The organism is Thalassotalea sp. PS06, assembly GCF_007197775.1.
Classification (GTDB): Bacteria; Pseudomonadota; Gammaproteobacteria; order Enterobacterales; family Alteromonadaceae; genus Thalassotalea_A.
Window position 1 is genome coordinate 1,413,577 of sequence record NZ_CP041638.1, and the last position, 23,563, is coordinate 1,437,139.

At 45.6% G+C, this 23,563-nt stretch carries 26 protein-coding genes and 4 tRNA genes; 13 read left to right on the top strand and 17 right to left on the bottom strand.

Annotated features, from left to right (window positions below):
- Positions 1-431: 431 nt before the first annotated feature.
- The 12 genes from FNC98_RS06165 to FNC98_RS06220 form a co-directional block, all read right to left on the bottom strand.
- Entirely contained in the window at positions 432-1,373 is a 942-nt protein-coding gene (locus tag FNC98_RS06165; protein ID WP_143580429.1) for an alpha/beta fold hydrolase, read from the bottom strand.
- Between the two features lie 33 nt (positions 1,374-1,406).
- Positions 1,407-1,898: a GNAT family N-acetyltransferase gene (locus FNC98_RS06170; protein ID WP_143580430.1), complete on the bottom strand. Its 492-nt coding sequence runs from the start codon at positions 1,896-1,898 to the stop codon at positions 1,407-1,409.
- Between the two features lie 24 nt (positions 1,899-1,922).
- Positions 1,923-2,540, bottom strand: a complete 618-nt coding sequence (hisIE, locus tag FNC98_RS06175) for a bifunctional phosphoribosyl-AMP cyclohydrolase/phosphoribosyl-ATP diphosphatase HisIE (protein ID WP_143580431.1) — start codon at positions 2,538-2,540, stop codon at positions 1,923-1,925.
- Positions 2,541-2,738: 198 nt separating this feature from the next.
- Entirely contained in the window at positions 2,739-3,512 is a 774-nt protein-coding gene (hisF, locus tag FNC98_RS06180; RefSeq protein ID WP_143580432.1) for an imidazole glycerol phosphate synthase subunit HisF, read from the bottom strand.
- Positions 3,494-4,231: a 1-(5-phosphoribosyl)-5-[(5-phosphoribosylamino)methylideneamino]imidazole-4-carboxamide isomerase gene (hisA, locus tag FNC98_RS06185; protein ID WP_143580433.1), complete on the bottom strand. Its 738-nt coding sequence runs from the start codon at positions 4,229-4,231 to the stop codon at positions 3,494-3,496. The genes hisF and hisA overlap by 19 nt, the downstream gene beginning before the upstream one ends.
- The gene (gene hisH, locus FNC98_RS06190; RefSeq protein ID WP_143580434.1) at positions 4,228-4,908 is read right to left on the bottom strand and encodes an imidazole glycerol phosphate synthase subunit HisH; all 681 of its coding nucleotides are present in this window, start codon (positions 4,906-4,908) and stop codon (positions 4,228-4,230) included. The genes hisA and hisH overlap by 4 nt, the downstream gene beginning before the upstream one ends.
- Entirely contained in the window at positions 4,905-5,975 is a 1,071-nt protein-coding gene (hisB, locus tag FNC98_RS06195; RefSeq protein WP_143580435.1) for a bifunctional histidinol-phosphatase/imidazoleglycerol-phosphate dehydratase HisB, read from the bottom strand. The genes hisH and hisB overlap by 4 nt, the downstream gene beginning before the upstream one ends.
- Before the next feature lie 71 nt (positions 5,976-6,046).
- A complete protein-coding gene (gene hisC / locus FNC98_RS06200) occupies positions 6,047-7,183 on the bottom strand; it encodes a histidinol-phosphate transaminase (RefSeq protein WP_143580436.1) in 1,137 nt (378 codons plus the stop codon).
- Complete coding sequence (gene hisD / locus FNC98_RS06205) at positions 7,180-8,496, bottom strand: histidinol dehydrogenase (protein ID WP_143580437.1); 1,317 nt, start codon at positions 8,494-8,496, stop codon at positions 7,180-7,182. Before hisD ends, hisC begins: the two co-directional genes overlap by 4 nt.
- A 2-nt stretch (positions 8,497-8,498) precedes the next feature.
- A complete protein-coding gene (gene hisG / locus FNC98_RS06210) occupies positions 8,499-9,404 on the bottom strand; it encodes an ATP phosphoribosyltransferase (RefSeq protein WP_143580438.1) in 906 nt (301 codons plus the stop codon).
- Positions 9,405-9,804: 400 nt separating this feature from the next.
- Entirely contained in the window at positions 9,805-10,506 is a 702-nt protein-coding gene (locus FNC98_RS06215; RefSeq protein WP_143580439.1) for an NTP transferase domain-containing protein, read from the bottom strand.
- Positions 10,490-11,470, bottom strand: a complete 981-nt coding sequence (locus FNC98_RS06220; RefSeq protein ID WP_143580440.1) for an XdhC family protein — start codon at positions 11,468-11,470, stop codon at positions 10,490-10,492. The genes FNC98_RS06215 and FNC98_RS06220 overlap by 17 nt, the downstream gene beginning before the upstream one ends.
- A gap of 251 nt (positions 11,471-11,721) precedes the next feature.
- On the opposite strand from FNC98_RS06220, the gene FNC98_RS06225 reads away from it, so the two are divergent.
- Positions 11,722-12,216 (top strand): hypothetical protein, encoded by a 495-nt coding sequence (locus tag FNC98_RS06225; protein ID WP_143580441.1) that lies wholly within the window; start codon positions 11,722-11,724, stop codon positions 12,214-12,216.
- Positions 12,217-13,120: 904 nt separating this feature from the next.
- On the opposite strand, the gene FNC98_RS06230 is transcribed toward FNC98_RS06225, so the two are convergent.
- Complete coding sequence (locus FNC98_RS06230; RefSeq protein WP_143580442.1) at positions 13,121-13,471, bottom strand: hypothetical protein; 351 nt, start codon at positions 13,469-13,471, stop codon at positions 13,121-13,123.
- Between the two features lie 240 nt (positions 13,472-13,711).
- Here FNC98_RS06230 and FNC98_RS06235 point away from each other — a divergent pair, with 240 nt between their 5' ends.
- On the top strand, positions 13,712-14,938 hold the full coding sequence (locus FNC98_RS06235; protein WP_143580443.1) for an NADH:flavin oxidoreductase/NADH oxidase family protein: 1,227 nt from the start codon (positions 13,712-13,714) through the stop codon (positions 14,936-14,938).
- Positions 14,939-15,005: 67 nt separating this feature from the next.
- Here the strand turns inward: FNC98_RS06235 and FNC98_RS16865 are convergent, their stop codons facing one another.
- From FNC98_RS16865 to FNC98_RS16880, 4 genes are read right to left on the bottom strand one after another with little or no spacing between them, the layout of a single operon-like run.
- The gene (locus FNC98_RS16865) at positions 15,006-15,467 is read right to left on the bottom strand and encodes a sulfatase/phosphatase domain-containing protein (RefSeq protein WP_221932925.1); all 462 of its coding nucleotides are present in this window, start codon (positions 15,465-15,467) and stop codon (positions 15,006-15,008) included.
- Positions 15,446-15,685, bottom strand: coding sequence for a sulfatase-like hydrolase/transferase (locus FNC98_RS17065; RefSeq protein ID WP_221932926.1), 240 nt, complete (start codon positions 15,683-15,685; stop codon positions 15,446-15,448). Before FNC98_RS17065 ends, FNC98_RS16865 begins: the two co-directional genes overlap by 22 nt.
- The gene (locus tag FNC98_RS17070) at positions 15,685-16,029 is read right to left on the bottom strand and encodes a sulfatase-like hydrolase/transferase (protein WP_221932948.1); all 345 of its coding nucleotides are present in this window, start codon (positions 16,027-16,029) and stop codon (positions 15,685-15,687) included. The genes FNC98_RS17065 and FNC98_RS17070 overlap by 1 nt, the downstream gene beginning before the upstream one ends.
- On the bottom strand, positions 15,996-16,448 hold the full coding sequence (locus FNC98_RS16880; protein ID WP_221932927.1) for a sulfatase-like hydrolase/transferase: 453 nt from the start codon (positions 16,446-16,448) through the stop codon (positions 15,996-15,998). Before FNC98_RS16880 ends, FNC98_RS17070 begins: the two co-directional genes overlap by 34 nt.
- Positions 16,449-17,273: 825 nt before the next feature.
- Here FNC98_RS16880 and ybgC point away from each other — a divergent pair.
- From ybgC to FNC98_RS06295, 11 genes are all read left to right on the top strand, one after another.
- The gene (gene ybgC / locus FNC98_RS06245) at positions 17,274-17,699 is read left to right on the top strand and encodes a tol-pal system-associated acyl-CoA thioesterase (RefSeq protein ID WP_143580444.1); all 426 of its coding nucleotides are present in this window, start codon (positions 17,274-17,276) and stop codon (positions 17,697-17,699) included.
- Positions 17,689-18,369 carry a protein TolQ gene (gene tolQ / locus FNC98_RS06250; protein ID WP_143580445.1) on the top strand — a complete coding sequence of 227 codons (681 nt, stop codon included), beginning with the start codon at positions 17,689-17,691 and terminating at the stop codon, positions 18,367-18,369. Before ybgC ends, tolQ begins: the two co-directional genes overlap by 11 nt.
- Positions 18,370-18,387: 18 nt before the next feature.
- The gene (gene tolR / locus FNC98_RS06255; RefSeq protein WP_143580446.1) at positions 18,388-18,813 is read left to right on the top strand and encodes a protein TolR; all 426 of its coding nucleotides are present in this window, start codon (positions 18,388-18,390) and stop codon (positions 18,811-18,813) included.
- Positions 18,814-18,816: 3 nt separating this feature from the next.
- Complete coding sequence (gene tolA, locus FNC98_RS06260) at positions 18,817-19,788, top strand: cell envelope integrity protein TolA (RefSeq protein WP_260680510.1); 972 nt, start codon at positions 18,817-18,819, stop codon at positions 19,786-19,788.
- A 61-nt stretch (positions 19,789-19,849) separates the two neighbouring features.
- Positions 19,850-21,202, top strand: a complete 1,353-nt coding sequence (tolB, locus tag FNC98_RS06265; protein WP_143580447.1) for a Tol-Pal system beta propeller repeat protein TolB — start codon at positions 19,850-19,852, stop codon at positions 21,200-21,202.
- Between the two features lie 45 nt (positions 21,203-21,247).
- A complete protein-coding gene (pal, locus tag FNC98_RS06270; protein WP_143580448.1) occupies positions 21,248-21,799 on the top strand; it encodes a peptidoglycan-associated lipoprotein Pal in 552 nt (183 codons plus the stop codon).
- 25 nt (positions 21,800-21,824) lie between these two features.
- On the top strand, positions 21,825-22,613 hold the full coding sequence (gene ybgF, locus FNC98_RS06275; RefSeq protein WP_143580449.1) for a tol-pal system protein YbgF: 789 nt from the start codon (positions 21,825-21,827) through the stop codon (positions 22,611-22,613).
- Positions 22,614-22,787: 174 nt separating this feature from the next.
- Positions 22,788-22,863: transfer RNA gene (locus tag FNC98_RS06280), tRNA-Lys, on the top strand.
- A 36-nt stretch (positions 22,864-22,899) separates the two neighbouring features.
- A tRNA-Lys gene (locus FNC98_RS06285) sits at positions 22,900-22,975 on the top strand.
- A 57-nt stretch (positions 22,976-23,032) separates the two neighbouring features.
- Positions 23,033-23,108: transfer RNA gene (locus FNC98_RS06290), tRNA-Lys, on the top strand.
- A gap of 76 nt (positions 23,109-23,184) precedes the next feature.
- A tRNA-Lys gene (locus FNC98_RS06295) sits at positions 23,185-23,260 on the top strand.
- The last annotated feature ends 303 nt before the right edge of the window (positions 23,261-23,563 follow it).

Below are 23,563 nucleotides of genomic sequence, written 5' to 3' on the forward strand. Positions count from 1 at the left end.
AATAAAGGATTAACAACTCCAAACATACGTATATTAGCAATTGCTAACAGACCGAGTATGACACTTAAGAGACACTCGTCTCACACCTGAGATACCGTGCAGTATCACGGTATGACGCAAGAGTTTTTGCTTTTTCTTCCACCGAAAATTGCTCCTCGATAACTGCTCCTGCGTTATTCTACCTACATACATCCATGTATTAGTGCATTTTCGGCATATAGTCCATCCCTGGCCAAAACCTTCCACCTTCCACCTTCCACCTTTCACTTCCACCTGCGAAGCGAAGCTTACCTCACTCGAAGCGACGTTTTGTGTCGCGTACCCGGAACAATCTTTGATTGTGTACCCGAAGTGGCGCTTTCTGCCACGTCCTCGGAGTATCGTTTACGATACGTACTGATGCAGTTTCAAGTCCCGCACTTTAGGTTTCGCTAACTCTTCACCAGCCAGTTATGCACGGTACTCGCGCTAACTTCTGGTTTTCGAGCCCAGCGGAAATGATCGGCGCTAAAGCCTAAATCGTCTGAGGTAAGGGTGATGGTTTCGATGTTGGCGGCGGGGTATTTGTCTAATACCAGCTGACTTGGCTGGGGTGGGGCATAGATATCTTCACTAAACTGCAGGCTTAAAATGTCGCCAGAAAAGCCTTGCAAATGATGCTCAAAATCCTTTTCTACACCTTTAGCTTTATAGATGTTGGTCAATACAAGATTGCGCCAATCGAGCATTAACTGCTGACCTTCTTTGCCTGCAAATCCAGTAAATTCACCGTGATAATAGCCAAGTACCTTATTCATTAGCGGAATGCTGTGATAAAGGCCCTGCAGTAAAAATCCGGTCTTACGATCAAACGCTTTGTGATAAGGGGATGCGCATCCAGAAAGAATGATTCGATCGACTTGGTTAGGATTTAACGCAGTAAAGCAGCTTGCCAGATGACCACCTAAACTGTGGCCCATCAGGTTTATCGGTTGATTATCATGCTTCTCTGATACATAAGCGCTGGCGAGTTCAATGTCAGCGATATACTCCTTAAAACCATAATTACACTTTCGTCCTGGGCGCATACTGCTGTGGCCATGGCCACGTTGCTCAAACAAATATACGGTAATGTTTTGCCTGGCGAGTTGCTGAGCAAATGGCCGATAATACCGGGCAGCCATCCCCATGGCAGGCAACAACATCAGGTGTTGCTTTGTTGCTGGTTCACCTTCGAGGTCGCACTCGATATTACTCTTAAGAGAGCTCTCAACATAATTGCCAAGATGATCTTCTGGCCGAAAGACTTCCAACGGCACCTGGTAGCCGGAATCATCCTCTAACAGTTCGAGGTTCCAGTTATCTGTTTTAATTGCGCCGTTGCTGGTATTCATCTTGGTCACTTTTGTTCGTTCTATTCGTCTATTCTAATCTTTGAGCATTTCTATATGAGGAATTCCGTCTTCTAAATACATATCAGAGATACGGGTAAATCCATGCTTGTTGTAGAAGGCTTCAAGGTGCTCCTGAGCGGAGATTTTTACGCTAAAATCTGGCCAATATTGCTGGCAAAGACGCAAAGCTTCTCTCATTAAAGGATGGCCAAGACCTTTGCCGCGATAGTCCATATCCGTTGCTACCCGGCCAATGGCAACCATACCCGGATAACAAAGGCCCGGCGGGAGAATTCTCAGATAGGCTGCTAGTGGTTTAAGGCCTAGCTCATTTGCAGTGCCGTTGTTATCAAAAGCAAACAGATGCAGAACCTCAGCGTCGATATCTTTATTGTCCAGCTCTGGGTAATAACAGGTTTGCTCAACGACAAACACGTCGACTCTGAGTTTTAGCGCCTGATAAAGTTCGGCGGCGCTAAGTTCATTAAAATGTTTTGCTTGATATTCAATGGCAAGAGATGTCATAGGGATGATAAAACCTAAATCTTGTTAACGATGACGATTCTTTAATACTGCCATAACTTCGCTTAAATCTACATCCTGATCACGAAGTAACACTAGGGTGTGGTAGAACAAATCGGCACATTCCTGCAATAACTCGTCGCGATCACCTGTTGCCGCCGCAAGCGCTACTTCGACACCTTCTTCGCCAACTTTTTGCGCCGAACGCTTGGTGCCCTGGCTCAATAATTTGGCAGTATAACTGTCCTCTGGCTTATCAAACTGACGCTGTTTTACCACTTGCTCTAGCAAGGACAAAAAGTGTTTTTGATTAAATTCCTGCTCTGGAAAACAAGAGTCATCGCCCAAGTGACAAGTAGGTCCATTGGGACGACAGACAAGCAATAACGAGTCTTTGTCACAATCGGTATAAATGGTTTGTACATCCAATGTGTTATTCGATGTTTCACCTTTGGTCCAAAGGCGTTGCTTGGAACGGGAGAAAAACGTCGCTTTTGATATTTCTAAGGTCTTGTCCAGTGCGTCTTTATTCATGAAGCCTTGCATCAATACCGCTCCGGTATCTGCGTGTTGGATTATGGCAGGGATCATGCCTTGCATTTTATCCCAGGCAAGTTCTGAAACGTTGTCGGCCGTAACTATCATAATTTATTACTCTATTTCGCCTGCTTTCCTTAATCAAAGTGATTTAAACCGCAGGACTCAATGTTATTGATAAAAGAATTCAGAGTTCAGACTTTAATGTGGCTAACACCAATTCTGAATACAGAATTTAATTTTTTATCCGGAATTCTTTATTCTAAATTATTAATTTTATTAATTAGTAATTTCCTAATTTCGCATTTAATTTCGCATGGGCACATTTTGCTGGCGCAAATATGCTTTTAAATCTTCAATGGCAATTATGCCCTTGTGAAATACGCTGGCAGCTAACGCGCCGTCAACATCGGCTTGTTTAAATACGTCGGCAAAGTGTTCCATAGTGCCAGCGCCGCCAGAGGCAATTAGCGGTATATTAGCGACTTCACGAACCATGCTAAGTTGTTCGATATCGTATCCCTGTCGCACACCATCCTGGTTCATCACATTGAGAACAATTTCTCCAGCACCACGGCTTTGAACTTCCTTAACCCAGTCCACCGTCTGCCAGCGAGTTTTCGAGGATTTCGTTTCATCACCGGTATATTGATACACCTGATACTGGCCAGTTTGCTCATCAAAGTAAGAGTCGATGCCAATAACGACACATTGCTGGCCAAACTGGCGATTCAAGCGATTAATCAAATCCGGATCGGCAAGGGCAGGTGAGTTAATGGAGATTTTGTCAGCGCCCATGGATAACATTTTCTGAGCATCTGCTTCACTCTTAATGCCACCAGCGACACAAAAAGGAATGTCGATAACTTTGGCAATACGCTCCACCCAGCTTCTGTCCAGAGTGCGGCCATCGGCACTGGCGGTAATATCATAAAACACCAACTCGTCGGCGCCTTGCTCGGCGTATTTTTGCGCCAGAGGAACGATATCGCCAATGATTTCATGATTGCGAAACTTAACGCCTTTTACCACCAGACCATCGCGTACATCCAGGCAGGGAATTATCCTTTTTGCCAACATTGGATAGCCTCCGTTAAGGTGAATTTTCCTTCCAATAATGCGCGGCCCAAAATAACACCGTCCACATTTGTTGGGATCAGGGCTTCAATATCACTTAATGCGCCAATGCCGCCTGAAGATTGCCAGCAGATATCAGGAAACTCAGCTTTTACTTCTTGGTAAAGGCTGACATTAGAGCCTTGCAAGGTGCCATCTTTGCTGATGTCGGTACACAAAACGTGTTGCAGACCGACTTTGCGATAGGTGGCAATTAACTCTTCTAACGTTACCCCTGAGCTTTGCTGCCAACCATGGGTTGCCACAACTTTATTGCCGTCTTCGTCAATGTTGATATCAAGGGCAAGGACGATTTTATCACTGCCAAATTCTTCAAACCATTGGCTGACTTCATCTTGCTTGCTCACCGCAACCGAGCCAATCACCACACGCTCAACGCCAGAGTCGAGCAAATCTTTGACTTCTTCACGGGTACGGATACCGCCACCGGTTTGGATTTTTAATAGTTTGGCATCGGTCAGGGCTTTAATTAATGGCAGTTGACGTTTTGCCGGATCTTTTGCGCCGGTTAAATCGACAATATGCAGCCAGCTTGCGCCTTGCTCGGCATAGCTTTTCAGAACCTGCATTGGCTCTAACGCATATTCGGTTTTTTGTTGGTAATCGCCCTGAAACAAGCGCACAACCGTGCCTTCAATTAAATCAATCGCAGGGATGATCATGAAACTAACTCCATAAAATTTCGTAATAATCGCGCGCCACTTTGTCCGGAACGTTCCGGGTGAAACTGCACGCCATAAAAATTATTCTGATTAAGGCTGGCGGAAAAATCCTGGCCGTACTGACATTGGGCTAAGGTGTGCGCGGATACCGGTGCACAGTAGCTATGTACAAAGTAGAAATAATCGTCTTCGCTAATGCCAGTAAACAGCGGGTTATCACTGATGTTGCTCAAGGTGTTCCAGCCCATGTGCGGTAAACGTAATCCAGAACCATCGGATTGTTTGTCACTCGCACCAGAGATATCGATACCCCTAACGTCGGTATCGATAAGGTTCAGACAATCGGTCTGCACGCCATTTTCAAAGGATTCTCTGGTCAGCAATTGCATGCCAAGACAAATACCAAGCACAGGTTGGGTTAACGAGGTGATAAGTTGTTTTAACGCCAGCTCATTAATGCCTTGCATGGCATATTCTGCTGAACCAACGCCCGGCAGAAATACCCGGGGAGCCTGGCGAATCAAGCTTTCATCACGAGAGACTGCAACGTTATAACCCAGGCGTTCAATAGCAAACTTTAACGAATTGATATTGGCGCAGCTTGTATCCACTATCACGGCACTGGTTTCTGCATTGGTTACTGCACTATTTTCTACACTGGCTTGCTGTTGGCTCATAGCACACCTTTCGAGCTAGGCAGTTCATCAGAGCTTACGGTGATAGCCTGACCAAGCGCTCGGCCGAACACTTTAAACAGACTCTCAACCTGGTGGTGACAGTTGCCTTCAGACGTTGATAGGTGCAAGGTAATCGCCATCGCATCACTTAATGATTTAAAGAAGTGACCAACCATTTGCGTCGACATACCGCCAACACGGTTATCGGTAAATTCGGCGTTAAATTCAATGTGCGCGCGGCCGGATAAATCCAGGCTACATTCGGCACGGCACTCATCCATAGGCAAGACAAAACCAAATCGGTTAATGCCACGCTTATCGCCAAGGGCTTGTCTTAATACTTCACCTAACGCCAGAGCGGTATCTTCAACACTGTGATGGTCATCAATGTGTAAATCGCCATCGACTTTACATTGCAGTGAGAAACCACCGTGGGTGGCAATTTGATCCAGCATGTGATCGAAAAAGCCAATGCCGGTTTCAATGCTGTTGCCACCGCGCTTATCAAGATTGACGCTAACACGAATATCGGTCTCTTTGGTGGTGCGAACCACGGTTGCTTCGCGCGGGCTGGTGAGCAATAGCTCGGCAATTGCCGGCCAGTTAAGGCCATCGCGTTGATACTGTAATCCTGGAATGCCCATATTTGCGGCCAGCTGTAAATCGGTTTCCCGGTCGCCAATCACGTAAGAGTTGGCAAAATTAATGCGGCGCTGCTGCAGGTAGTCGCTGACTAAACCCAGCTTTGGTTTGCGACAACTGCAGTTGTCCTCTTCAAAGTGCGGACAAATCAGCTGGTCGGCAAACTTAACGCCCTGGGAGAGAAAGATCTCCAGCATTTTATCGTGAGCCAGATCAAAATCTTCCTGAGGAAAGCTATCCGTCCCTAAACCGTCCTGATTAGAAACCAGTACCAACTGGTAGCCTTTCTCCATCAGTTTCAACAGTACCGGAATAACCTGAGGTTCAAGCACCAGCTTTTCCAGACTATCGACTTGTTTATCCGTTACTGGCTCTTCAATTAAGGTGCCATCGCGGTCGATAAATAAAATATTATTGGTTTGCATGTTTATCTTCTTACTTCGGATTTTCTTAATTCGGAATTTCTAAATACACTAATACGTTAAATGCCGGGCATTTATGAAATCGTCTGGTTAAACGCTGCTAGCAGACGCTTAAATTCGTTCAGTTCCTGCTCCGAGCCAATGGATATTCGCAGACAATTTTCCAGGGTTAACTGTTTGGATTGGTTGCGAATTAACACCCCGTTTTCGCTCATAAATGCAAACAGCTGCTGGCACTTTTGTGTATCTGTTGTGCGAAACAAAACAAAGTTAGCTTTGCTGGTAAATACTTGTTCAACCCAAGGCAGCACTTTGAGCTCGATGACAATTTCTTCTCTGAGCTCAAGTGTGCGCTTGATATCACGTTGCAACGTTAACGTGGCTTCAGAGGATAGGGCGGCGCTGGCAATGTCTGCCACAGGTTTGGCAATCGGATAAGGGGCAATGATCTTACTCATCAGCTCGATAACCTGAGGATTGGCGATGGCAAAACCACAACGAAGCCCGGCTAATCCAAATGCCTTTGACAGGGTTCGTAAAATAACCAGATTCTCAAATTGCTCTAAAAGCTCTACGCAAGAGGCTTGCATACAATAATCGATATAAGCCTCATCAACTACCACAAGCGCTTTGCCAGAGAACATTTTCAGTGTTTGAATGATGTCCTGTTGATTGATTAAATCGCCCGTTGGGTTATTTGGTGAGCAAATAAATACCAGTTTACATTTGCCTATTTGTTGCTCTAACGCCGCTAAATCCAGCTGCAATTCTGAGGTTAATTGCACCGTCGTGGTGTCGGTCAGATGCCCTTTAGCGCTGATGGCATACATGCCATAGGTTGGCGGACAAATGACGATATTGTCCTTGCCCGGCTCACAAAAGGTACGGATCAAAACTTCGATGGCTTCATCGGCTCCGCGTGTAGCCAGCAATTGCTTAGTGCTTACCTGAGCGTAACTGGCATAAGCATTAATCAGAGCAGAAGGTTGAAAATCCGGATAGCGGTTTAACTGTTCAATCGGTTGTGAGAATACGTTGTTGCCACCTTGCTCATTAGCGTTAAGCCATACGGTACCGCCGGATTGTTCGCGGCGCGCCGATTGATAAGCAACCATATCGATAACGTCCTGTCGAACCAGATTAAGAACACTGTTGTCAGTATTTTCTTTAGCGGTGTCGCTTTGCGGATTTGCGTTTATTTCGATACTCATGCCTGCGTCCCCTCTGCGTTTTCAGAGCTTGCATTAACACGCAAGGTTACTGCTCGTTGGTGAGCGTCCAATCCTTCGGCATCGGTCAGCTCAACAATGGTTTGCGCCAGGCTTTCTAATCCCGATTTAGTCAGAGTTTGCACCGTGTAGCGACGGCTAAAGTCCGAAAGTGATAATGATGAGATCACTTTTGAATAGCCATAAGTAGGTAGTACGTGGTTAGTACCACTGGCGTAATCACCAGCAGATTCAGGTGAGTAATCGCCAACAAAGATGGATCCGGCGTTGCGAACTTTGCCAAGTAATGCGTCAGTGTCACGAACCTGCAGGCTTAAGTGCTCAGGGCCGTATAAATTTGAAACGATGGCCGCTTCATCGAGGCTGGCGCATAAAATCAAACGGCTTTGTTCAAGTGCTTTTTCGGCAATGTCTTTGCGGGGTAGAGTAGAGAGCTGCGTTTGTAGCTCTTGTCCAACCGCTTCTATCATTTGCTCGCTATCGCTTAACAGAATCACTTGTGAATCCGGGCCGTGTTCTGCTTGAGATAATAGGTCAGCGGTGACAAATACTGGGTTAGCACCGGCATCAGCAATGACTAGTAACTCAGAAGGGCCAGCCGGCATGTCGATAGCAAAGCCAGGCACCGATTGTGATAACTGTTTCTTTGCTTCGGTGACGAATTTGTTACCCGGGCCAAAAACTTTATTAACCGGCGCTAAGGTTTCACTGCCAAGCGCCAGTGCCGCTATCGCCTGCGCGCCACCAATGCGGTAAATCTCTTTGATACCACAGACCGCTGCGGCATAGATGATTTCATTGGCCAAGTCGCCGTTTTTATCTGGCGGGCAAACTAATACCACACGTTCACAACCGGCAAGTTCGGCAGGAACACCTAACATTAATACCGTAGAAGGCAGTGGCGCAGAGCCTGCGGGAATATATAAACCAACCGATTCAATCGGCTCTGATTTTAGCTGACAGGTAACGCCAGGTCGGGTTTCAACCTTGATATCCTGAAATTGTTGAGCGCTGTGAAATGCTTTGATTTGCTCATAAGCGGTTTGAATCGCTTGTTTACGCTCAACCGTTAACGCTTGTTCGGCACGTTGCACATGAGATTCAGGTAGACGCAAATCATCGAGTGTCACGCCATCAAATGTCTGGGTGAAATCAAGCAAGGCGGTATCGCCATTATCGCGAACCGCGTCGATGATGCTTCTAACGTTTTGTTCAAGTACCAGGTTGTCGCTAATCGCAGGGCGAGCTAATACCGAGACTTGTTCTTGTTTACTGAGTTGCTGCCAGGTGATCATGGTTATCCCATCATTTTTTCAATTGGTAAAACAAGAATGGAGTTACAACCTAAATCTTTAAGCTCTTCCATGGTCTCCCAGAAAAACGTTTCGGTGCTTACCATGTGCACGGCAACTCTGTCATCACGCTCCGCCAGTGGCAAAACAGTCGGTGTTTCAGAGCCCGGCATTAAGGTGATAACTTCCGAAAGCTTATCTTTAGGCGCGTGCAACATGATGTATTTACTTTCTCTGGCTTTCAGTACCCCTTGAATACGAGGCAACAGCTTGTCGAAGATCTTTGCTTTTTCACCTGACAAAGGCTTTTCGCCGCTGATAAGGGCCGCTTTTGAGGTGTAGATAACTTCGACTTCTTTTAAGCCATTGGCCTCAAGAGTAGTGCCGGTAGAAACTAAATCACAAATGCCGTCGGCTAGACCCACGCGCGGTGCAACTTCAACCGAGCCATTTAGGCGACAGGTTTCGAACTTAATGCCGTTTTGTTCGGCAAAGCGATTTAACAGGCGAGGGTAAGTGGTTGCCAGACGCAGGCCGTCTAAAGATTTGATGCCCTGATAGTCCACCTCTTCGGGTAAGGCGATAGACAGGCGACAGCCACCAAACTTTAACGAACAGATTTTGTTATAAGCACTGGCTTCACCATTAAGCTTGCGCTGCAGTGCGTGCTCTTCCAGAGTATTGTCACCAACAATACCGATATCACACACCCCATCCATGACCAAGCCTGGAATATCGCTGGAGCGAACCAACATTAAATCAATTGGCATATTGCCAACGTGGGCAAGAAGTTTGCGGTCGGCAAGAGATATTTTCAGACCACAGCGTTTGAATAAATCTTGAGAAGAGTCGGACAAGCGTCCGGATTTTTGAATGGCGATTCTTAATCGTCCGTTATCATTGTTAATCATGTTTCATTGCTCCAAAAAATAAAAAACCCGAAAAAGTGGACTCTTTCGGGGCATCTGCTTTTTGAGCACTTACACTGAAAGGTCCATAGCCTCTCAGCGAATAACCTGAGGGCTAACCGTTGATATGATGGTGATGGTGCAAGCTCAGGGTATTTATCATGTCTGTTGTACTCTCTTGTAAATTGGATTCTGATTCGCTCTATCGTCATAACTGGGAACAACAATTAGAGTGATTACTTGATGTTTTTATAACCTTAAAGGTTACACCTTGGCTTCGTCAAGCTCTAAAGGTTAATTTTTTGTGAATATGTATATACCTAAATGGAATAACAACGCGGCTTTCTATCGTCAACCGTTGTACTTGATATTAACAAGTCTGGCCGATGCTACCTGTTCGGAGTTATCCCGATTGCTCTGGCGTATCTATGTCGAACAATACACCGCTATCATTCACGTCGACTCTTAAAACGGGACAATTAGACGTTTGGATCAACGCTGCAGCACCTTCATCACGATTTAATGAGGTGAGAGCTTTTAAGAAGGTGGCAGGCAGGCAAACCGGATGACCGGACTTTCCTTGATAACGAGGCCGAACTACAGCATCTGGAGATTTAGCAGACTGTGCCAACAACTGCTCAATGGTGGCATGTTTGATATTTGGCATGTCTCCTAAAAACACCATCAACCGTTTTGGTGGCTGGGTTTTCTCAAGTATATATTTTGCTGCAGTTGCAAGGCTGACGCCTAATCCGATTGGTGCTTTTGGGGCAGCTACTGCATTGACAGGGTAATGTTTCAACAGTGCTAAAATGTCCTCATCTTCAAAGCGATGCACGACAACGATGTGTTGAAACTGAGGGACAATGCTGTCCAGAGTTGCCTGCAACAAAGGTTTTGATTGCACGGTTTCTTTGTTGCTCAGTTGCAGCGGGTGAAAGCGTTTATCACTACCAAAGCGTTTAGAAAACCCAGCGGCGAGGACGATAGCTACTGTCTCATCGCCCGCTACTTTCTCTACCTGGCTGACTTTTTCGTTACCTGATTGGCTGCCTGGTTGATTAGTTGTTTGGTTTCGTTGTGGAGAGTTACTTGGGTTTGCCATTTCTTACCCGAATGATGTCGGCCATAATGGCAATCGCAATTTCTACTGGGGTCTTACTGCCAATAGGAAGGCCCACCGGTGCATGCAGGCGTTCAAATTCTTTATCACTAAAGCCACAAATACGCTGCAGGCGTTCCTGGCGCTTGGCACTGGTTCTGGAAGAACCCATAGCGCCAACGTAGAACGCATCGGTTTCAAAAACGGTCATTAAGCCCACATCATCGATGCGAGGATCGTGAGCGAGGGCGAGAACGGCACTGCGTTCATTGGCATACTGTTCGATAAACTCATCGGGAGAGCGCCATTCAATATCAACGCCGCCATTGTCTTTGGTAAAGGTCCAGCTGTCTCCCAGCTCTTTGCGCATATCGCAAAGCTTAACGTCGTATCCAGCCATAATGCCAAGCTCGGCAACATGTTGGGTAACCTGGCCAATGCCAAGCAGTAGTAGCGACCAAACCTGACCATAGGTGAGAGTAATGGTGGTTTCGGTTTCATCAATAACCTGAGCCGTTTCATTAGCAAGTTCGATAAGCTGCTTGTGACTGTTCTTGGAAGATAAGTCGATGATGCGCTGACACGGCTTTTTCGCTTCTGCGTTTGCGAGCCAGACTTTCAGGTGGTCGCGATTGTCGTCATTTTGGGTAATTGGCTCGACCAATAAACGAATGGTGCCGCCACAAGGGAGTTCCTTAACCACATTGGTGTCGTCCAGGTGCTTCCCGTAGACAAAAATTTGGTCATGAGGCTCAAATTCCCCGCGTTCCAGCATTTCAACGAAGGCATCTTCCAGACATCCTCCTGAGATTGAACCAACACGCTGGTTGCCATCGGTGATAAAAATTGAGCCAATAGGGCGGGGGGCGCTTCCGTAGGTGCCTATGATGGTACACATCCAGAACGTTTTTCGCTGTTCAAACCAGACATTGGCCTGCTTGAGTACGTCAAAATCCGTTAATTGCATATAGATATCTTAAAAATAATTTTTAAAGGGGTAAGAAAATTTCAGGTATCTCTCTAGCCCCTATGTTCTCTGCTAAGGATATGAGATCCCGGCTCAAACTACAATCTTGTCACCCACAAACCTGGTTGAAAATCGTTGTAAACCAAGGCAGTATGAATTTTGAGCCAGTTTGGAAAGAGCTGGTATCAAGCTTAACTAAATTCACGGAACGAAGGATTTCCTTCAGAATTTTACCGATGAGGATTAGCGATATGGAGTTACATCTCTATCTCAAACGGAACAAGCGAATACCCCCACTGTTGCTGTTCTTAACCATATTTGGTCTTGGAGGCTGTGCGTACAAAGAAGTATCTTTGTCCCATCAGCAAACCGAGCGTCAGGTCAGTTGTGTAGGTTTTTACGTCGACTGGCATGTCTCGGATCAAACCGTAGACTATATCAATATGCATTGTGCAAAAAACCTGATTGAAGAGGGTTATCAGTTGCAGGATGACTCGCTTATGTCGGTTGATTTCACCGTACCCGAACCTCCCAAAGGGGATGAGTGGGACCAGGCTCTTGCCGCTCACTATTATGAATCGGGACAAATTACTGACCGCGAATACGGCAATGTTCTAGGCGCATTGGAAGTGGCTTATTACGACAAACTGGAGCGGGCCAGGATACTGAAGAAAAAAGGCAAGATTGATCAGACACGATATGAACAGCTTCTCGAGCAGGCAGAAATTGAACTGACGGGTAGCTAATTCAGTTTTTCGTCATTCCTGACTCCGATAATGTACCGTCATCCCGGACTCCGATAATGCACCGTCATCCCGGACCATGTTCCGGGATCTAAGCGTAACTCGTCATTCCGGACCCCGATCCGGAATCTTAGCGTAAATCGTCATTCCGGACCCCGATCCGGAATCTTTATGGCACAACTAATGTAGTAGCTAAATGTAAAACCTGAGATACCGGGCGACCCCGGTATGACGTGAAGGATTGGTTGGGCTCCGCCAAACCGTCATCCCGGACCATGTTCCGGGATCTAAGCGTAACTCGTCATTCCGGACTCCGATCCGGAATCTTTATGGCACAACTAATGTAGTAGCTAAATGTAAAACCTGAGATACCGGGCGACCCCGGTATGACGTATAGGATTGGTTGGGCTCCGCCAAACCGTCATCCCGGACTCCGATCCGGGATCTTAGCGTAACTCGTCATTCCGGACTCCGATCCGGAATCTTTATGGCACAACTAATGTAGTAGCTAAATGTAAAACCAGAGATACCGGGCGACCCCGGTATGACGTATAGGATTGGTTGGGCTCCGCCAAACCGTCATCCCGGACCATGTTCCGGGATCTTAGCGTGAATCGTCTTTCCGGACTCCGATCCGGGATCTTAGCGTAACTCGTCATTCCGGACTCCGATCCGGAATCTTTATGGCACAACTAATGTAGTAGCTAAATGTAAAACCAGAGATACCGGGCGACCCCGGTATGACGTATAGGATTGGTTGGGCTCCGCCAAACCGTCATCCCGGACCATGTTCCGGGATCTTAGTGTAACTCGTCATTCCGGACCCCGATCCGGAATCTAAACTAGAAAGGTATTCCGAAAACTAAGCCGCCAAGGCATGCCAGAATCTCAGCGCAACCTAAAAGCCCTAAACGCTAATCAACAATCCAGGCATGAGAAATATCAGGGCGAACGAGCTGGTACCAAATAGAAATACTGCAAGGGTGTAAAACGAGGCCTGAGTGAAATAAACGCCGGGGCGATTCACCACTGCACTGCCAATACAATACTGGAAAATCCGCAACATTTGCTTACCTTCATTAAGCGCAGTTTGCAGTTTTATTAGCACCGGACGATAGTAAATCAGCAAACACGAAAGCAACACCTCTATGCCGGCGATATCGGCTATCAGCTTAAGATCTGGCGCGAAAGGTAACACCGCAATAAAAGCCAGGGTTATGAGAAATTTTTGAGTTTTCGTTAATCTTTGCCATTCCATGCGGATTTGATCCCTTTATCTGCAAATTTGCTAAGTTTTTGTATTTCATCATTTTGTTCAATTAATACTTGATATTGGGTTGCTGGTAATCTTTTCAACCCTCTGAATTAAATGAACTTTTTTGGGATGGCTAGCGTAGAGGAAAAAGTGCGTTAATTTGTAACCGGCCGTTGTGTTTGGCCCGTGTATCGGGTAAAAATCGAGCCATTCATTAATTCAATAAAAATTTGTCGACGCTTTATGTTACTAAGCCCTTTTACACCACTTAAATTAGCCAATGGTCAGGTGATTAAAAATCGTCTGGTGAAGGCGGCAATGGAAGAAAATTTAGGTGACGCCAAACTCGGTCCATCCAATGAGCTTGTGAATCTTTACAGGCAATGGGTGCGGGGGGGCGTAGGTGCCATTATCACCGGTAATGTTATGGTTGATCGTTTGGCGATGACCGGACCCGGTGGCATTGCATTAGAAGCGGAATCAAATCTGGATGCGTTTCGTGAGTGGAGCTCTGTGGTTGATAAAAGCGAGTGTAAGCTCATCATGCAAATCAACCATCCCGGCCGTCAGGTATTTAAGCGCCAGGGCGGTAAAGCAATAGCACCATCGGCAGTTGCCCTGGATTTAGGCAAGCATTCTTCGATGTTTGCAGAGCCAACAGCTATGACAGAAACCGATATTGAAGATGTTATTGAACGTTTTGTTGCCACCAGTAAACAGGCACAATTAGCTGGCTTTAATGGTGTGCAGATTCATGCGGCTCACGGCTATTTAATCAATCAGTTTCTTTCGCCAAAAACTAATCAGCGTCAGGATAAATGGGGTGGTAATATTGAAAATCGCGCCAGGTTGTTGCTTGCTGTGGTTAGCCAGATCCGCGAGGCGGTTGGGTCGGAGTTTATCGTTGCGGTTAAACTAAATTCAGCGGATTTCCAACGTGGTGGATTTTCAACCGAAGATGCGGCTGACGTTATCGAGATGCTGAATCAGCATCAGGTGGAGTTTGTAGAAATTTCTGGCGGTAACTATGAAGCACCGGCGATGCAGGGGCGAGTCGCCGATGAATTTACGTTGGCGAGAGAAGCCTATTTCCTTAGCTTTGCGCAGAAGTTATTAAAAGTGGCGAAGATGCCATTGATGGTAACTGGTGGTATCAGCAATTACAGTACTGCTTCAAAAGTACTGGCAAGTAAAATTGAATTAATTGGTATGGCGAGTGCCCTTGCTGTGCAACCAGATCTACCATTGTGGTGGCAGTCTCGCACTGAGTTCAAACCTAAGTTGCCGAAAGTGAAGCTTAAGGGTAAAACAGCTCGTGCTTTAGCAACCATGGCTACCATTCGTCGTCATTTGAGCCGCCACGGTCACAACAAAATTTCCCGGCCTATTCACCCGGTTGTGAGCCTGATGTTAGATCAAGTAAAGCTAGCGCGATTAAATAAGCGCTACCGCAAAAACTTCATCGACTAGAGTAAACCTTTTCATGGGGGGCAGAGTCATTATTACTCACTCTGACCTCAAAGTCCTTTATCGCAATTTACTTACTGGACGGCTCATAAGGGTCCGGCGTGCCCATTTTAATCGGCGGCTCTTCTTGTAACGAAGCAACATGCTCTTCCAGTTGCGGCAAAGCGGCTTTTAGCACCCAGGTATTGGGAAATAACACATTGTCTCGTTCAAATGGATCGCTGTGTAGGTTGTACACTCTTGGCATAGTGAAGGTGCGAAGGGTTGAATCCCAACTATCCTGTTCTTTAAAGTGGACTTTCCAGTTTCGCCATTTCACCCCGAAAATGTCATTGCCCATATACACGACAAAGCCTTCGCGACCAGATTTTTTCTGCTTGCCAAGCAGAAAATCCGATACATCAATACCATCCATGACTCTGTCATCAGGTACCTCGCCGCCGGCGATGTTTGCAAGGGTAGGGAACAAGTCCATGGCATGAACAATTTCATCACTGGCGCCACCAGGCTTTATTTTATCCGGCCAGCGCATTGCAAAAGCACTCGCAGAGCACCTTCAAATCCGGTAAACAAACTGCCTCGCCATGGGCCCGCTGAGCCATGTGCTGCGGTTTCTACCGTCAAGTTAGTCTCACCAACATTGAGTGCTTCCGGGCCATTATCGGCGGTGAAGATTAATATGGTGTTGTCGCTGATATCCAGCTCATCCAGAGTGTCGATGATTTCACCGGTATAGGCATCAATTTGCATTAATAAATCTGCCCAAACCCATTACCGGATTTGCCGGCAAAATCGGGGTGGGGCATGGTTGGGAAATGGGTCGCCGTATAACGTAAATAAACAAAAAATGGTTTGTCGGCTTTGGCTTGTTTGCGCATGAAATCAAGGGCGCGGTCGGTTAGGTCGCGGTCAATCAATGGCCGATAATCAAGACGATAGGGGCTGACTTTTTTCAGTGTTTTTCCTTTTGTACCATCCATTACATAGGTTTCAGGTAAACCTGATTCGGTAAAACCTGGCGCCGATGTATAAACCGATTCATCGGTAGAGTTGGGTACACCTAACGATTCGTCAAAACCCGGTCCGTAGGGAATCTGCCTTTAGTTCTGCCCAGATACCATTTGCCAAACATCCCCGTGGCATAGCTAGCTTCTGATAACATCTCCGCCATCGTGACTTCCCATTGCACTAAACCGTAAACGCCTTCACCAAGCGGGACCGTGCCGTTACCACTGCGGATGGCATAACGTCCGGTCATTAGAGCGGAGCGTGACGGCGTGCATTGCACTTCGATATTAAAGTTAGTGAGCCTTAGCCCTTCATTGGCAATTTGATCCAATCTTGGGGTAGCTGCTCCGCGGACGATGCCGCCACCATTAAATCCAGGCTCGCCCCAACCCAAATTATCCATGAATATAATGACGATATTAGGTTTGTCATCGGCGAAAGAGAGGGGGGAGTAGCCAGTTAACGCAAGGGGTAGGGTAAGAAGTAAGGTTATATGCTTGATCATCTTTACACTGAGCTCTTAGACAACAAGCTGAAAGTATGGAAAATTTACTTATGGTCGATGTCAATTGTGACTAGGTTACGACAGTAATTATTGTTGGAGATGGAGTATTCTTAGGGGGACAGAGTATTAACTTATCCAAGTTAACTACATGTTTTTATGAGGTTTGTTATTTCTATAATTGACACTGACCCCATAAACAACCCATGTATAAACCCTCCCTTGTTACCGGCAAACCCTTGCTAGCACCATCCATGGATCGCAAGGAAAGATACATGGACGTATTGAATGTCGAGAAATCATGGAGGCTATTTCACGACGAAATACAATCCCTGTATAAAAAAAAAGCCCGCTAAGTAGCGGGCCAACAAATAGTTGATAGAAGGAAGTTAAATAAATCCAGGAACATGTATCCCAAATCAAGGATGTTCATAAGATGGTGCGTATTTTAGTGACGAGGGTGGAATTCGACAAACTAAAAAAATTATTTTTTCGCATTAGTTTTTCTAATGGGTTAGTGGTTTTTAGTGGTTTTTGTGAGAATGCAGCTTAAAGCCAATGTCAATGGGCGTCTAAAGTGTAATCAAATGTAACTTTGTTGATATATAAGGCTAAAAAAAAGTAATTAGAATCAGCTGGAATAATGATCTTTTTGCGATTGACAGGATCTTTTGTTACAAAGTAAGAAAAACCAATGCCATAGAAAATTTGTAAAGTCTTTTTCTATCGACAAAAAAACTCTCAAATAGCGCCTTTATTCCCTTGAGTGTCGCGGCAATCTTGGCTTAATATAAGTCAACTCAATTGGGACTAATAATAAATACGCTAATGAGTGATAAAAACATCACAACAAGCCATTTCGACTACCAGCTCAGAGTATATTACGAAGACACTGACGCCGGTGGCATCGTCTATTATGCAAATTATTTAAAGTTTGCCGAGCGCGCCAGAACTGAATGGCTACGTTCGTTAGGTATTTCCCAATCATTTTTCCTTGAACAAAATCTGGGTTTTGTAGTCAGGCGTGTTGAGATGGATAACAAAGCATCGGCAAAGCTAGATGATCTGTTAACCATTTCCACAACTGTTAAACAATTAAAAAAAGCCAGCTTGACGTTTGAGCAGGTGATAACAAATCAGGAAGGAACCTTGTTGTGCCAACTGACCGTACTTGTCGCCAGCGTTAATTTACAACGCGCCAAACCTTGTGCTATTCCAGAGCAAATATTAGGAGCTTTAACCAGTGCACTCTGAATTATCTTTTATCGATCTGTTTATGCAGGCCAGTGTCCTTGTAAAATCTGTGATGCTTTGTCTGTTAGGTTTTTCTATTGCCTCCTGGACGATGATCATCCAGCGCTCAAAAGCGCTAAATAAAGCCAAAGTTCAAGCTGAACAATTCGAAGATAAGTTCTGGTCAGGCGCCGATTTATCGCGTCTATATAAAGAAATCAGTGCCCGTGGCAGTGTCACCGGCATCGAAAGCTTGTTTATGGCTGGCTTTAAAGAGTTCGCAAGAATTCGCAAATCTCCAGATTCCAGCCCGCAGGCGGTGGTCGATGGCACCCATCGTGCGATGCGCGTTGCCTTATCCCGCGAAGTCGATGGTCTGGAAACGCATTTGTCTTTTCTGGCGACCGTTGGTTCGATTAGTCCTTACATTGGGCTATTCGGTACTGTATGGGGAATTATGAATTCCTTTATTGCACTAGGCGCTGTTCAACAAGCTACCCTAGCAATGGTTGCACCGGGTATTGCAGAAGCATTGATCGCAACGGCGATGGGCCTATTTGCGGCAATTCCGGCGGTTATGGCATTTAACCGTTTCTCCCACAGTGTTGAAAAGATTGAGAACAGCTACGGCAACTTTATGGAAGAATTCTCCAGTATCTTGCAACGTCAGGCGATGACACCACGCGCATAAGCGTCTAGGAGCTAAACCATGTACGTTAGAGCCAAACGAAAACGCGTTGCCGAGATAAACGTTGTTCCCTACATCGATGTCATGCTGGTATTGCTGATTATCTTTATGGTAACCGCGCCGCTCATCACCCAGGGTGTAAAAGTGGATTTACCGCAGGCGGATGCTGAACCTATGGATCAGGATTCGAAAACGCCATTGGTTGCCAGTGTAGATATCAATGGTAACTTTTATCTGAATGTGGGTGACAGCAAAACAGAGCCATTAGAGCCTGATGAATTAGCAACCTTAGTGGTTGCCCACCTGCAGGTTGAGCCTGACACACCCGTGGTGGTGAATGGTGATGGTAACGTGTCATACAACTCCATTATTCAATTAATGGTGTTACTGCAAAAAGCCGGTGTTCCTTCTGTCGGTCTGATGACGGATTCGGTGGAGAACGAATAAACCATGTTTGCAGTACTTAAGAAATTAATCGGTGGCATCGTCGGGTTCTTTATGGGGATCTTTACCTATCTGCCGGAAGGAAAGACCAGCAAACAGACCTATTCCATTGCCTTGTCTGTAGCATTGATGCTGCATATTGGCCTTGGTGCGGCACTGTTAATCAATGCGGATTTTTCGCCGAAACCTGTGGCTATGCCGCAACCTAGTATGCCGGTTATCGATGCCGTTGTGGTTGATCAAAGCAAACTACAAAAACAAGTTGAAAAGCTTGAGCAACAAAAAGCCGCAGCAAAAGAAAGAGAAGACAAGCGCATTAAAGAATTAGAGCGCCGGGCAGCTGAAGCACAGAAAAAGCGTCAGCAGGAAGCGGAGCGTATTAAACGGTTAGAAGTGGAAAAACGCAAAGCCGATGATGCGGCGAAAAAAGCAAAAGCTAAAGCCGACGCGGAAGAGAAAGCGCGACGTAAGAAAGAGCAGGAGCGTCAGCAGGCAGAAAAAGCTGCAGCCGATGCAAAAGCTAAACGCTTAAAAGAGGAAGAAGCTGCGAAAAAAGCTGAAGAAGCCCGCAAGCAACGTGAGGCGGAAGAGCGACGTCGCAAAAAAGAAGCGGCAGAGCGAGCTGAGCAGCAACGTATGCTGGAACAGCAAATGGCCGAGGAAATGCAACGCCGTCAGCAGGCGCGCAATCAACAGGTTCTGACGGAAGTACAGAAATACGTAGCGTTAATCACTCAAACTATTCAGCGTAATTTCATCATGGATGAAAATACCATGAAAGGTAAATCCTGTGATTTACGCATTAAGTTAGCGCCTTCTGGGTTCGTGATCAGTGTAACGCCGACAAAAGGTGACCAGATTGTCTGCCAGGAAGCGGTGAAAGCGGTAAACAAAGCCGGGACATTACCTGTGTCTAAAGATCCGGATGTATTTGAGAAAATGTCATTAATCAATTTAAAATACGCACCGGAATTTTAATTGACCTGTTTTGGGTTTCATTGAAAAATAACCACGAAAACAATGGAAAATAAGAAGTATTATGTTTAAAAAGAGTTTGTTTATCTTAATCTTTTTCACCATGGGCCTGGGCAAGGCGATGGCTGAGCTGGATATTGTTATCACCGGTGGTGTCGACAGCGCTCGCCCAATTGCTGTATTGCCATTTAAATATTCGGGTACCACGCCACTGCCTGAGAACATTACTAAGGTAGTAAGTGATGATTTACTGCGCAGCGGTAAGTTTAATCCGATTAGCCAGGTGAACATGCCACAAATACCGGCAACGATTGATGACATCGATTATCAGGCCTGGGCAGATATCGGTGTTGAAGCTATTGTTTTAGGTAATATCGAAGAAGCAGGTATTGATCAGTTTTTAGTATCATTCCAGCTGGTTGATATTGTTAAAGGTCAGTTGGTGGGTTCCGACCGTCGTTCATTGCAAAATGGTCAACTGGTACAATCCGATGAACATATTCTGATTGACTCAACTCCGACGCAATATATCTCTAGCAACCTGTTTCGTCCGAAAGCTCACCAAATTTCTGACAGCGTATATGAAAAGCTAACTGGCGTTCGTGGCGCTTTCCAGACTCGTATCGCTTATATCATTGTTCGTGACAGTGGCGATCGTCCTTACCAGCTGGTAATGGCCGATTACGATGGTTACAACGAACAGGTATTATTAAGCTCCCGTGAACCTTTGATGTCACCAACCTGGTCTCCGGATGGTCGTAAGCTTGCTTATGTAACCTTTGAAGATCGTCAGGCGCAAATTTATGTTCAGGATATTTACACGGCTAAGCGTGAATTATTAAGTAGCTTTAAGGGTATTAATGGTGCACCGCGCTGGTCTCCGGACGGCAAACATATGGCCATGGTGTTATCAAAAGATGGTAACCCGGAAGTGTACGTCATGGAGCTGGCAACGAAAAAATTACGCCGTATAACGCGCCACAGGGCTATTGACACTGAGCCAAATTGGACTCCGGATGGAAATTCTCTGGTTTTTACCTCAGAACGGGGTGGTAAAGCGCAGCTATATCGAGTAAATTTGTCAGATGGTAAAGTGAGAAGGCTAACTTTTGACGGTGAAATGAACCTGGGAGGTTCGATTACACCAGACGGTCGTCAACTAGTCATGGTTAACCGTACACAAGGACAATACCATCTTGCGAAGCAAGAATTAGGCTCAAACAATTTTCAGGTTCTAACAACAACCCGATTGGATGAGTCGCCAAGTATTGCCCCCAATGGTGGCATGATAATCTATAGTACTTTGCACCATAACCGTCAGGTTCTGGGCTTGGTTTCCTTAGATGGTCGATTTAAAGCCCGCTTACCAGCGTTAAACGGGCAGGTTAAATCACCAGCATGGTCACCATTTTTATAATAAAAATTAGTTAACTCATTGTTATTAAAATTATTAAGGAAAAAAATGCGCTTTAATAAAGTAGTAAAAGGTATGGCAGTTGCATTGCCATTGATGGCTCTTGCAGCTTGTTCTTCAACTTCAACTGTTGACGAAGAAGAAGCAGCACGTCAGGCACAAGCACAAGCTGAAGCACAGGCACAAGCAGAGCGCGAAGCACAAGCAGAAGCTGCAGCAGCGGCAGAAGCTGCTCGTCTTGAGCAAATTAAAGAAGAAGAGAAGCAAAAGCTTCTTGCTGACAATACCATTTACTTCGATTTCGATACTTCTAAGCTAAGCTCTGACGTTACTGCTACGTTGAACGCTCACGCTGAATTCTTAGCAAACAACGCTAACGCTAAAGTTGTTATCGAAGGTCACGCCGATGAGCGTGGTACTCCTGAGTACAACATCGCTCTTGGTGAGCGTCGTGCACAAGCGGTTCAACGTTATCTTGAAAACGCTGGTGTTTCTTCTTCTCAAATCGAAACCGTTAGCTACGGTGAAGAGAAGCCTGCAGTAAACTCTCGCACTGAATCAGCATTCGCTAAAAACCGTCGTGCGGTTCTAGTTTACTAATAACGTTTTTCCAAAAGGACGTTAAATGAAATCGTATAATCTTTTATTAGGTTTAGCGGTTATAGCCGGTGCCCCAGTGGCACTGGCTGCTCAACCCGCTCCAGTCCTGGATATTAACCAACCTCCTGCCAACAACCAGTCTGCCAATACAACAACGACATCCACGGATGAAGTTGAGGCATTAAAACGTGCTGTTCAAACCCGTAACCGTGCGCTAAATGATATGCAATTGCAGATTGACGAATTACAAACTGAAGTCAGTGAACTTCGGGGCGTTAGTGAAGAGCAGGCCTACACCATTAGTCAGATTCTTCAACGTCAACGTGAGCTATACCAGGAACTGGACAGAGTCGCGTCGATGAAAAGTGCACCGCCTGCAAAACCGGTTGCATCGACCAATAATACCGGTGGTGGCTCAAACGTTAATTATTCCGCCGATTTATCGGAAAACGAATCTTATGATCGCGCCGTTAACCTGGTGTTGAAAGAAAAGAAATATGATCAGGCGATTCAGGAATTCAAAGCCTTTACCCGCCAGTATCCGAATTCCAGCTATGCGGCAAATGCCCATTACTGGTTAGGACAATTGTTGTTTAACAAAGGTCAGTTGCAAGAAGCCGAAGCGGAATTCAATATCGTTATTGATAACCACGAAGGTTCCAATAAGCGCAGCGATGCCATGCTTAAAGCCGGTATGGTGGCGCAAAAGCAAAACGACGTGGCCAAAGCCCGTCAGATGTATCGTAAGGTCATTAACGAATACGCAAACTCTTCTGCAGCGCAGCTCGCGCAAACTCGTTTAAACAACCTTTAACCTTGGTATTATCAGCATCTTATCGACCGTGCTAGTCGATAAGATGTTCTATCTGCTGAGATTTTGTGCAAACAAACCGGATTTTCGAAAAAAAACAAATTTGTTGTTGCACTAAAAATTAATATGAGTATCATATGCCCCGCGTTGAGGCACAAGGCCTTGGCAGCACAAAGTGGGTCGTTAGCTCAGTTGGTAGAGCAGTTGGCTTTTAACCAATTTGTCGAAGGTTCAAATCCTTCACGACCCACCACTTCTTCCTCAGAAGTACAATTTGAAAACTTGATAAGGGTCGTTAGCTCAGTTGGTAGAGCAGTTGGCTTTTAACCAATTTGTCGAAGGTTCAAATCCTTCACGACCCACCACCTTCAAGTTTCCAAAAATTCACTTTGTCCACTAGATTTAGTGAATACATATCTCAAGGGTCGTTAGCTCAGTTGGTAGAGCAGTTGGCTTTTAACCAATTTGTCGAAGGTTCAAATCCTTCACGACCCACCACTTTCTTCAAGTTTCCCAAAACTTGTTTTATGCACTACGTTTTATAATGTTATTGCATTTGTTTTGACATATCTTAGGGTCGTTAGCTCAGTTGGTAGAGCAGTTGGCTTTTAACCAATTTGTCGAAGGTTCAAATCCTTCACGACCCACCACTTTCTTCAGTACGTAAATTATCATTTTAATCAAATTTACTTTAAGTACGTGAATGTTCCATTCACTCCGAGTACGTCAAAATAAATTTTGACTCCGAGTACGGGCAGAAAACGCCCTTCGAGGTGAGAGCCGCTTTACTCACTACCCGCAGCAATCTTTGATTGTGTACCGTATTCTAAACGCCTTTCGAGTTAAGAGCCGCTTTTACCCGCTACCCGAAGTGGCGTCGTTTGCCACGTACCCGAAACAATCTTTGATTGTGTACTTATTCTAAACGCCTTTCGAGTTAAGAGCCGCTTTTA

Bases quoted from the DNA above. Each gene is read 5' to 3' on its own strand.
- FNC98_RS06165 (WP_143580429.1), bottom strand. From the start codon at position 1,373: ATGAATACCAGCAACGGCGCAATTAAAACAGATAACTGGAACCTCGAA.
- FNC98_RS06170 (WP_143580430.1), bottom strand. From the start codon at position 1,898: ATGACATCTCTTGCCATTGAATATCAAGCAAAACATTTTAATGAACTT.
- hisIE (WP_143580431.1), bottom strand. From the start codon at position 2,540: ATGATAGTTACGGCCGACAACGTTTCAGAACTTGCCTGGGATAAAATG.
- hisF (WP_143580432.1), bottom strand. From the start codon at position 3,512: ATGTTGGCAAAAAGGATAATTCCCTGCCTGGATGTACGCGATGGTCTG.
- hisA (WP_143580433.1), bottom strand. From the start codon at position 4,231: ATGATCATCCCTGCGATTGATTTAATTGAAGGCACGGTTGTGCGCTTG.
- hisH (WP_143580434.1), bottom strand. From the start codon at position 4,908: ATGAGCCAACAGCAAGCCAGTGTAGAAAATAGTGCAGTAACCAATGCA.
- hisB (WP_143580435.1), bottom strand. From the start codon at position 5,975: ATGCAAACCAATAATATTTTATTTATCGACCGCGATGGCACCTTAATT.
- hisC (WP_143580436.1), bottom strand. From the start codon at position 7,183: ATGAGTATCGAAATAAACGCAAATCCGCAAAGCGACACCGCTAAAGAA.
- hisD (WP_143580437.1), bottom strand. From the start codon at position 8,496: ATGATCACCTGGCAGCAACTCAGTAAACAAGAACAAGTCTCGGTATTA.
- hisG (WP_143580438.1), bottom strand. From the start codon at position 9,404: ATGATTAACAATGATAACGGACGATTAAGAATCGCCATTCAAAAATCC.
- FNC98_RS06215 (WP_143580439.1), bottom strand. From the start codon at position 10,506: ATGGCAAACCCAAGTAACTCTCCACAACGAAACCAAACAACTAATCAA.
- FNC98_RS06220 (WP_143580440.1), bottom strand. From the start codon at position 11,470: ATGCAATTAACGGATTTTGACGTACTCAAGCAGGCCAATGTCTGGTTT.
- FNC98_RS06225 (WP_143580441.1), top strand. From the start codon at position 11,722: ATGGAGTTACATCTCTATCTCAAACGGAACAAGCGAATACCCCCACTG.
- FNC98_RS06230 (WP_143580442.1), bottom strand. From the start codon at position 13,471: ATGGAATGGCAAAGATTAACGAAAACTCAAAAATTTCTCATAACCCTG.
- FNC98_RS06235 (WP_143580443.1), top strand. From the start codon at position 13,712: ATGTTACTAAGCCCTTTTACACCACTTAAATTAGCCAATGGTCAGGTG.
- FNC98_RS16865 (WP_221932925.1), bottom strand. From the start codon at position 15,467: ATGCGCTGGCCGGATAAAATAAAGCCTGGTGGCGCCAGTGATGAAATT.
- FNC98_RS17065 (WP_221932926.1), bottom strand. From the start codon at position 15,685: ATGCAAATTGATGCCTATACCGGTGAAATCATCGACACTCTGGATGAG.
- FNC98_RS16880 (WP_221932927.1), bottom strand. From the start codon at position 16,448: ATGATCAAGCATATAACCTTACTTCTTACCCTACCCCTTGCGTTAACT.
- ybgC (WP_143580444.1), top strand. From the start codon at position 17,274: ATGAGTGATAAAAACATCACAACAAGCCATTTCGACTACCAGCTCAGA.
- tolR (WP_143580446.1), top strand. From the start codon at position 18,388: ATGTACGTTAGAGCCAAACGAAAACGCGTTGCCGAGATAAACGTTGTT.
- tolA (WP_260680510.1), top strand. From the start codon at position 18,817: ATGTTTGCAGTACTTAAGAAATTAATCGGTGGCATCGTCGGGTTCTTT.
- tolB (WP_143580447.1), top strand. From the start codon at position 19,850: ATGTTTAAAAAGAGTTTGTTTATCTTAATCTTTTTCACCATGGGCCTG.
- pal (WP_143580448.1), top strand. From the start codon at position 21,248: ATGCGCTTTAATAAAGTAGTAAAAGGTATGGCAGTTGCATTGCCATTG.
- ybgF (WP_143580449.1), top strand. From the start codon at position 21,825: ATGAAATCGTATAATCTTTTATTAGGTTTAGCGGTTATAGCCGGTGCC.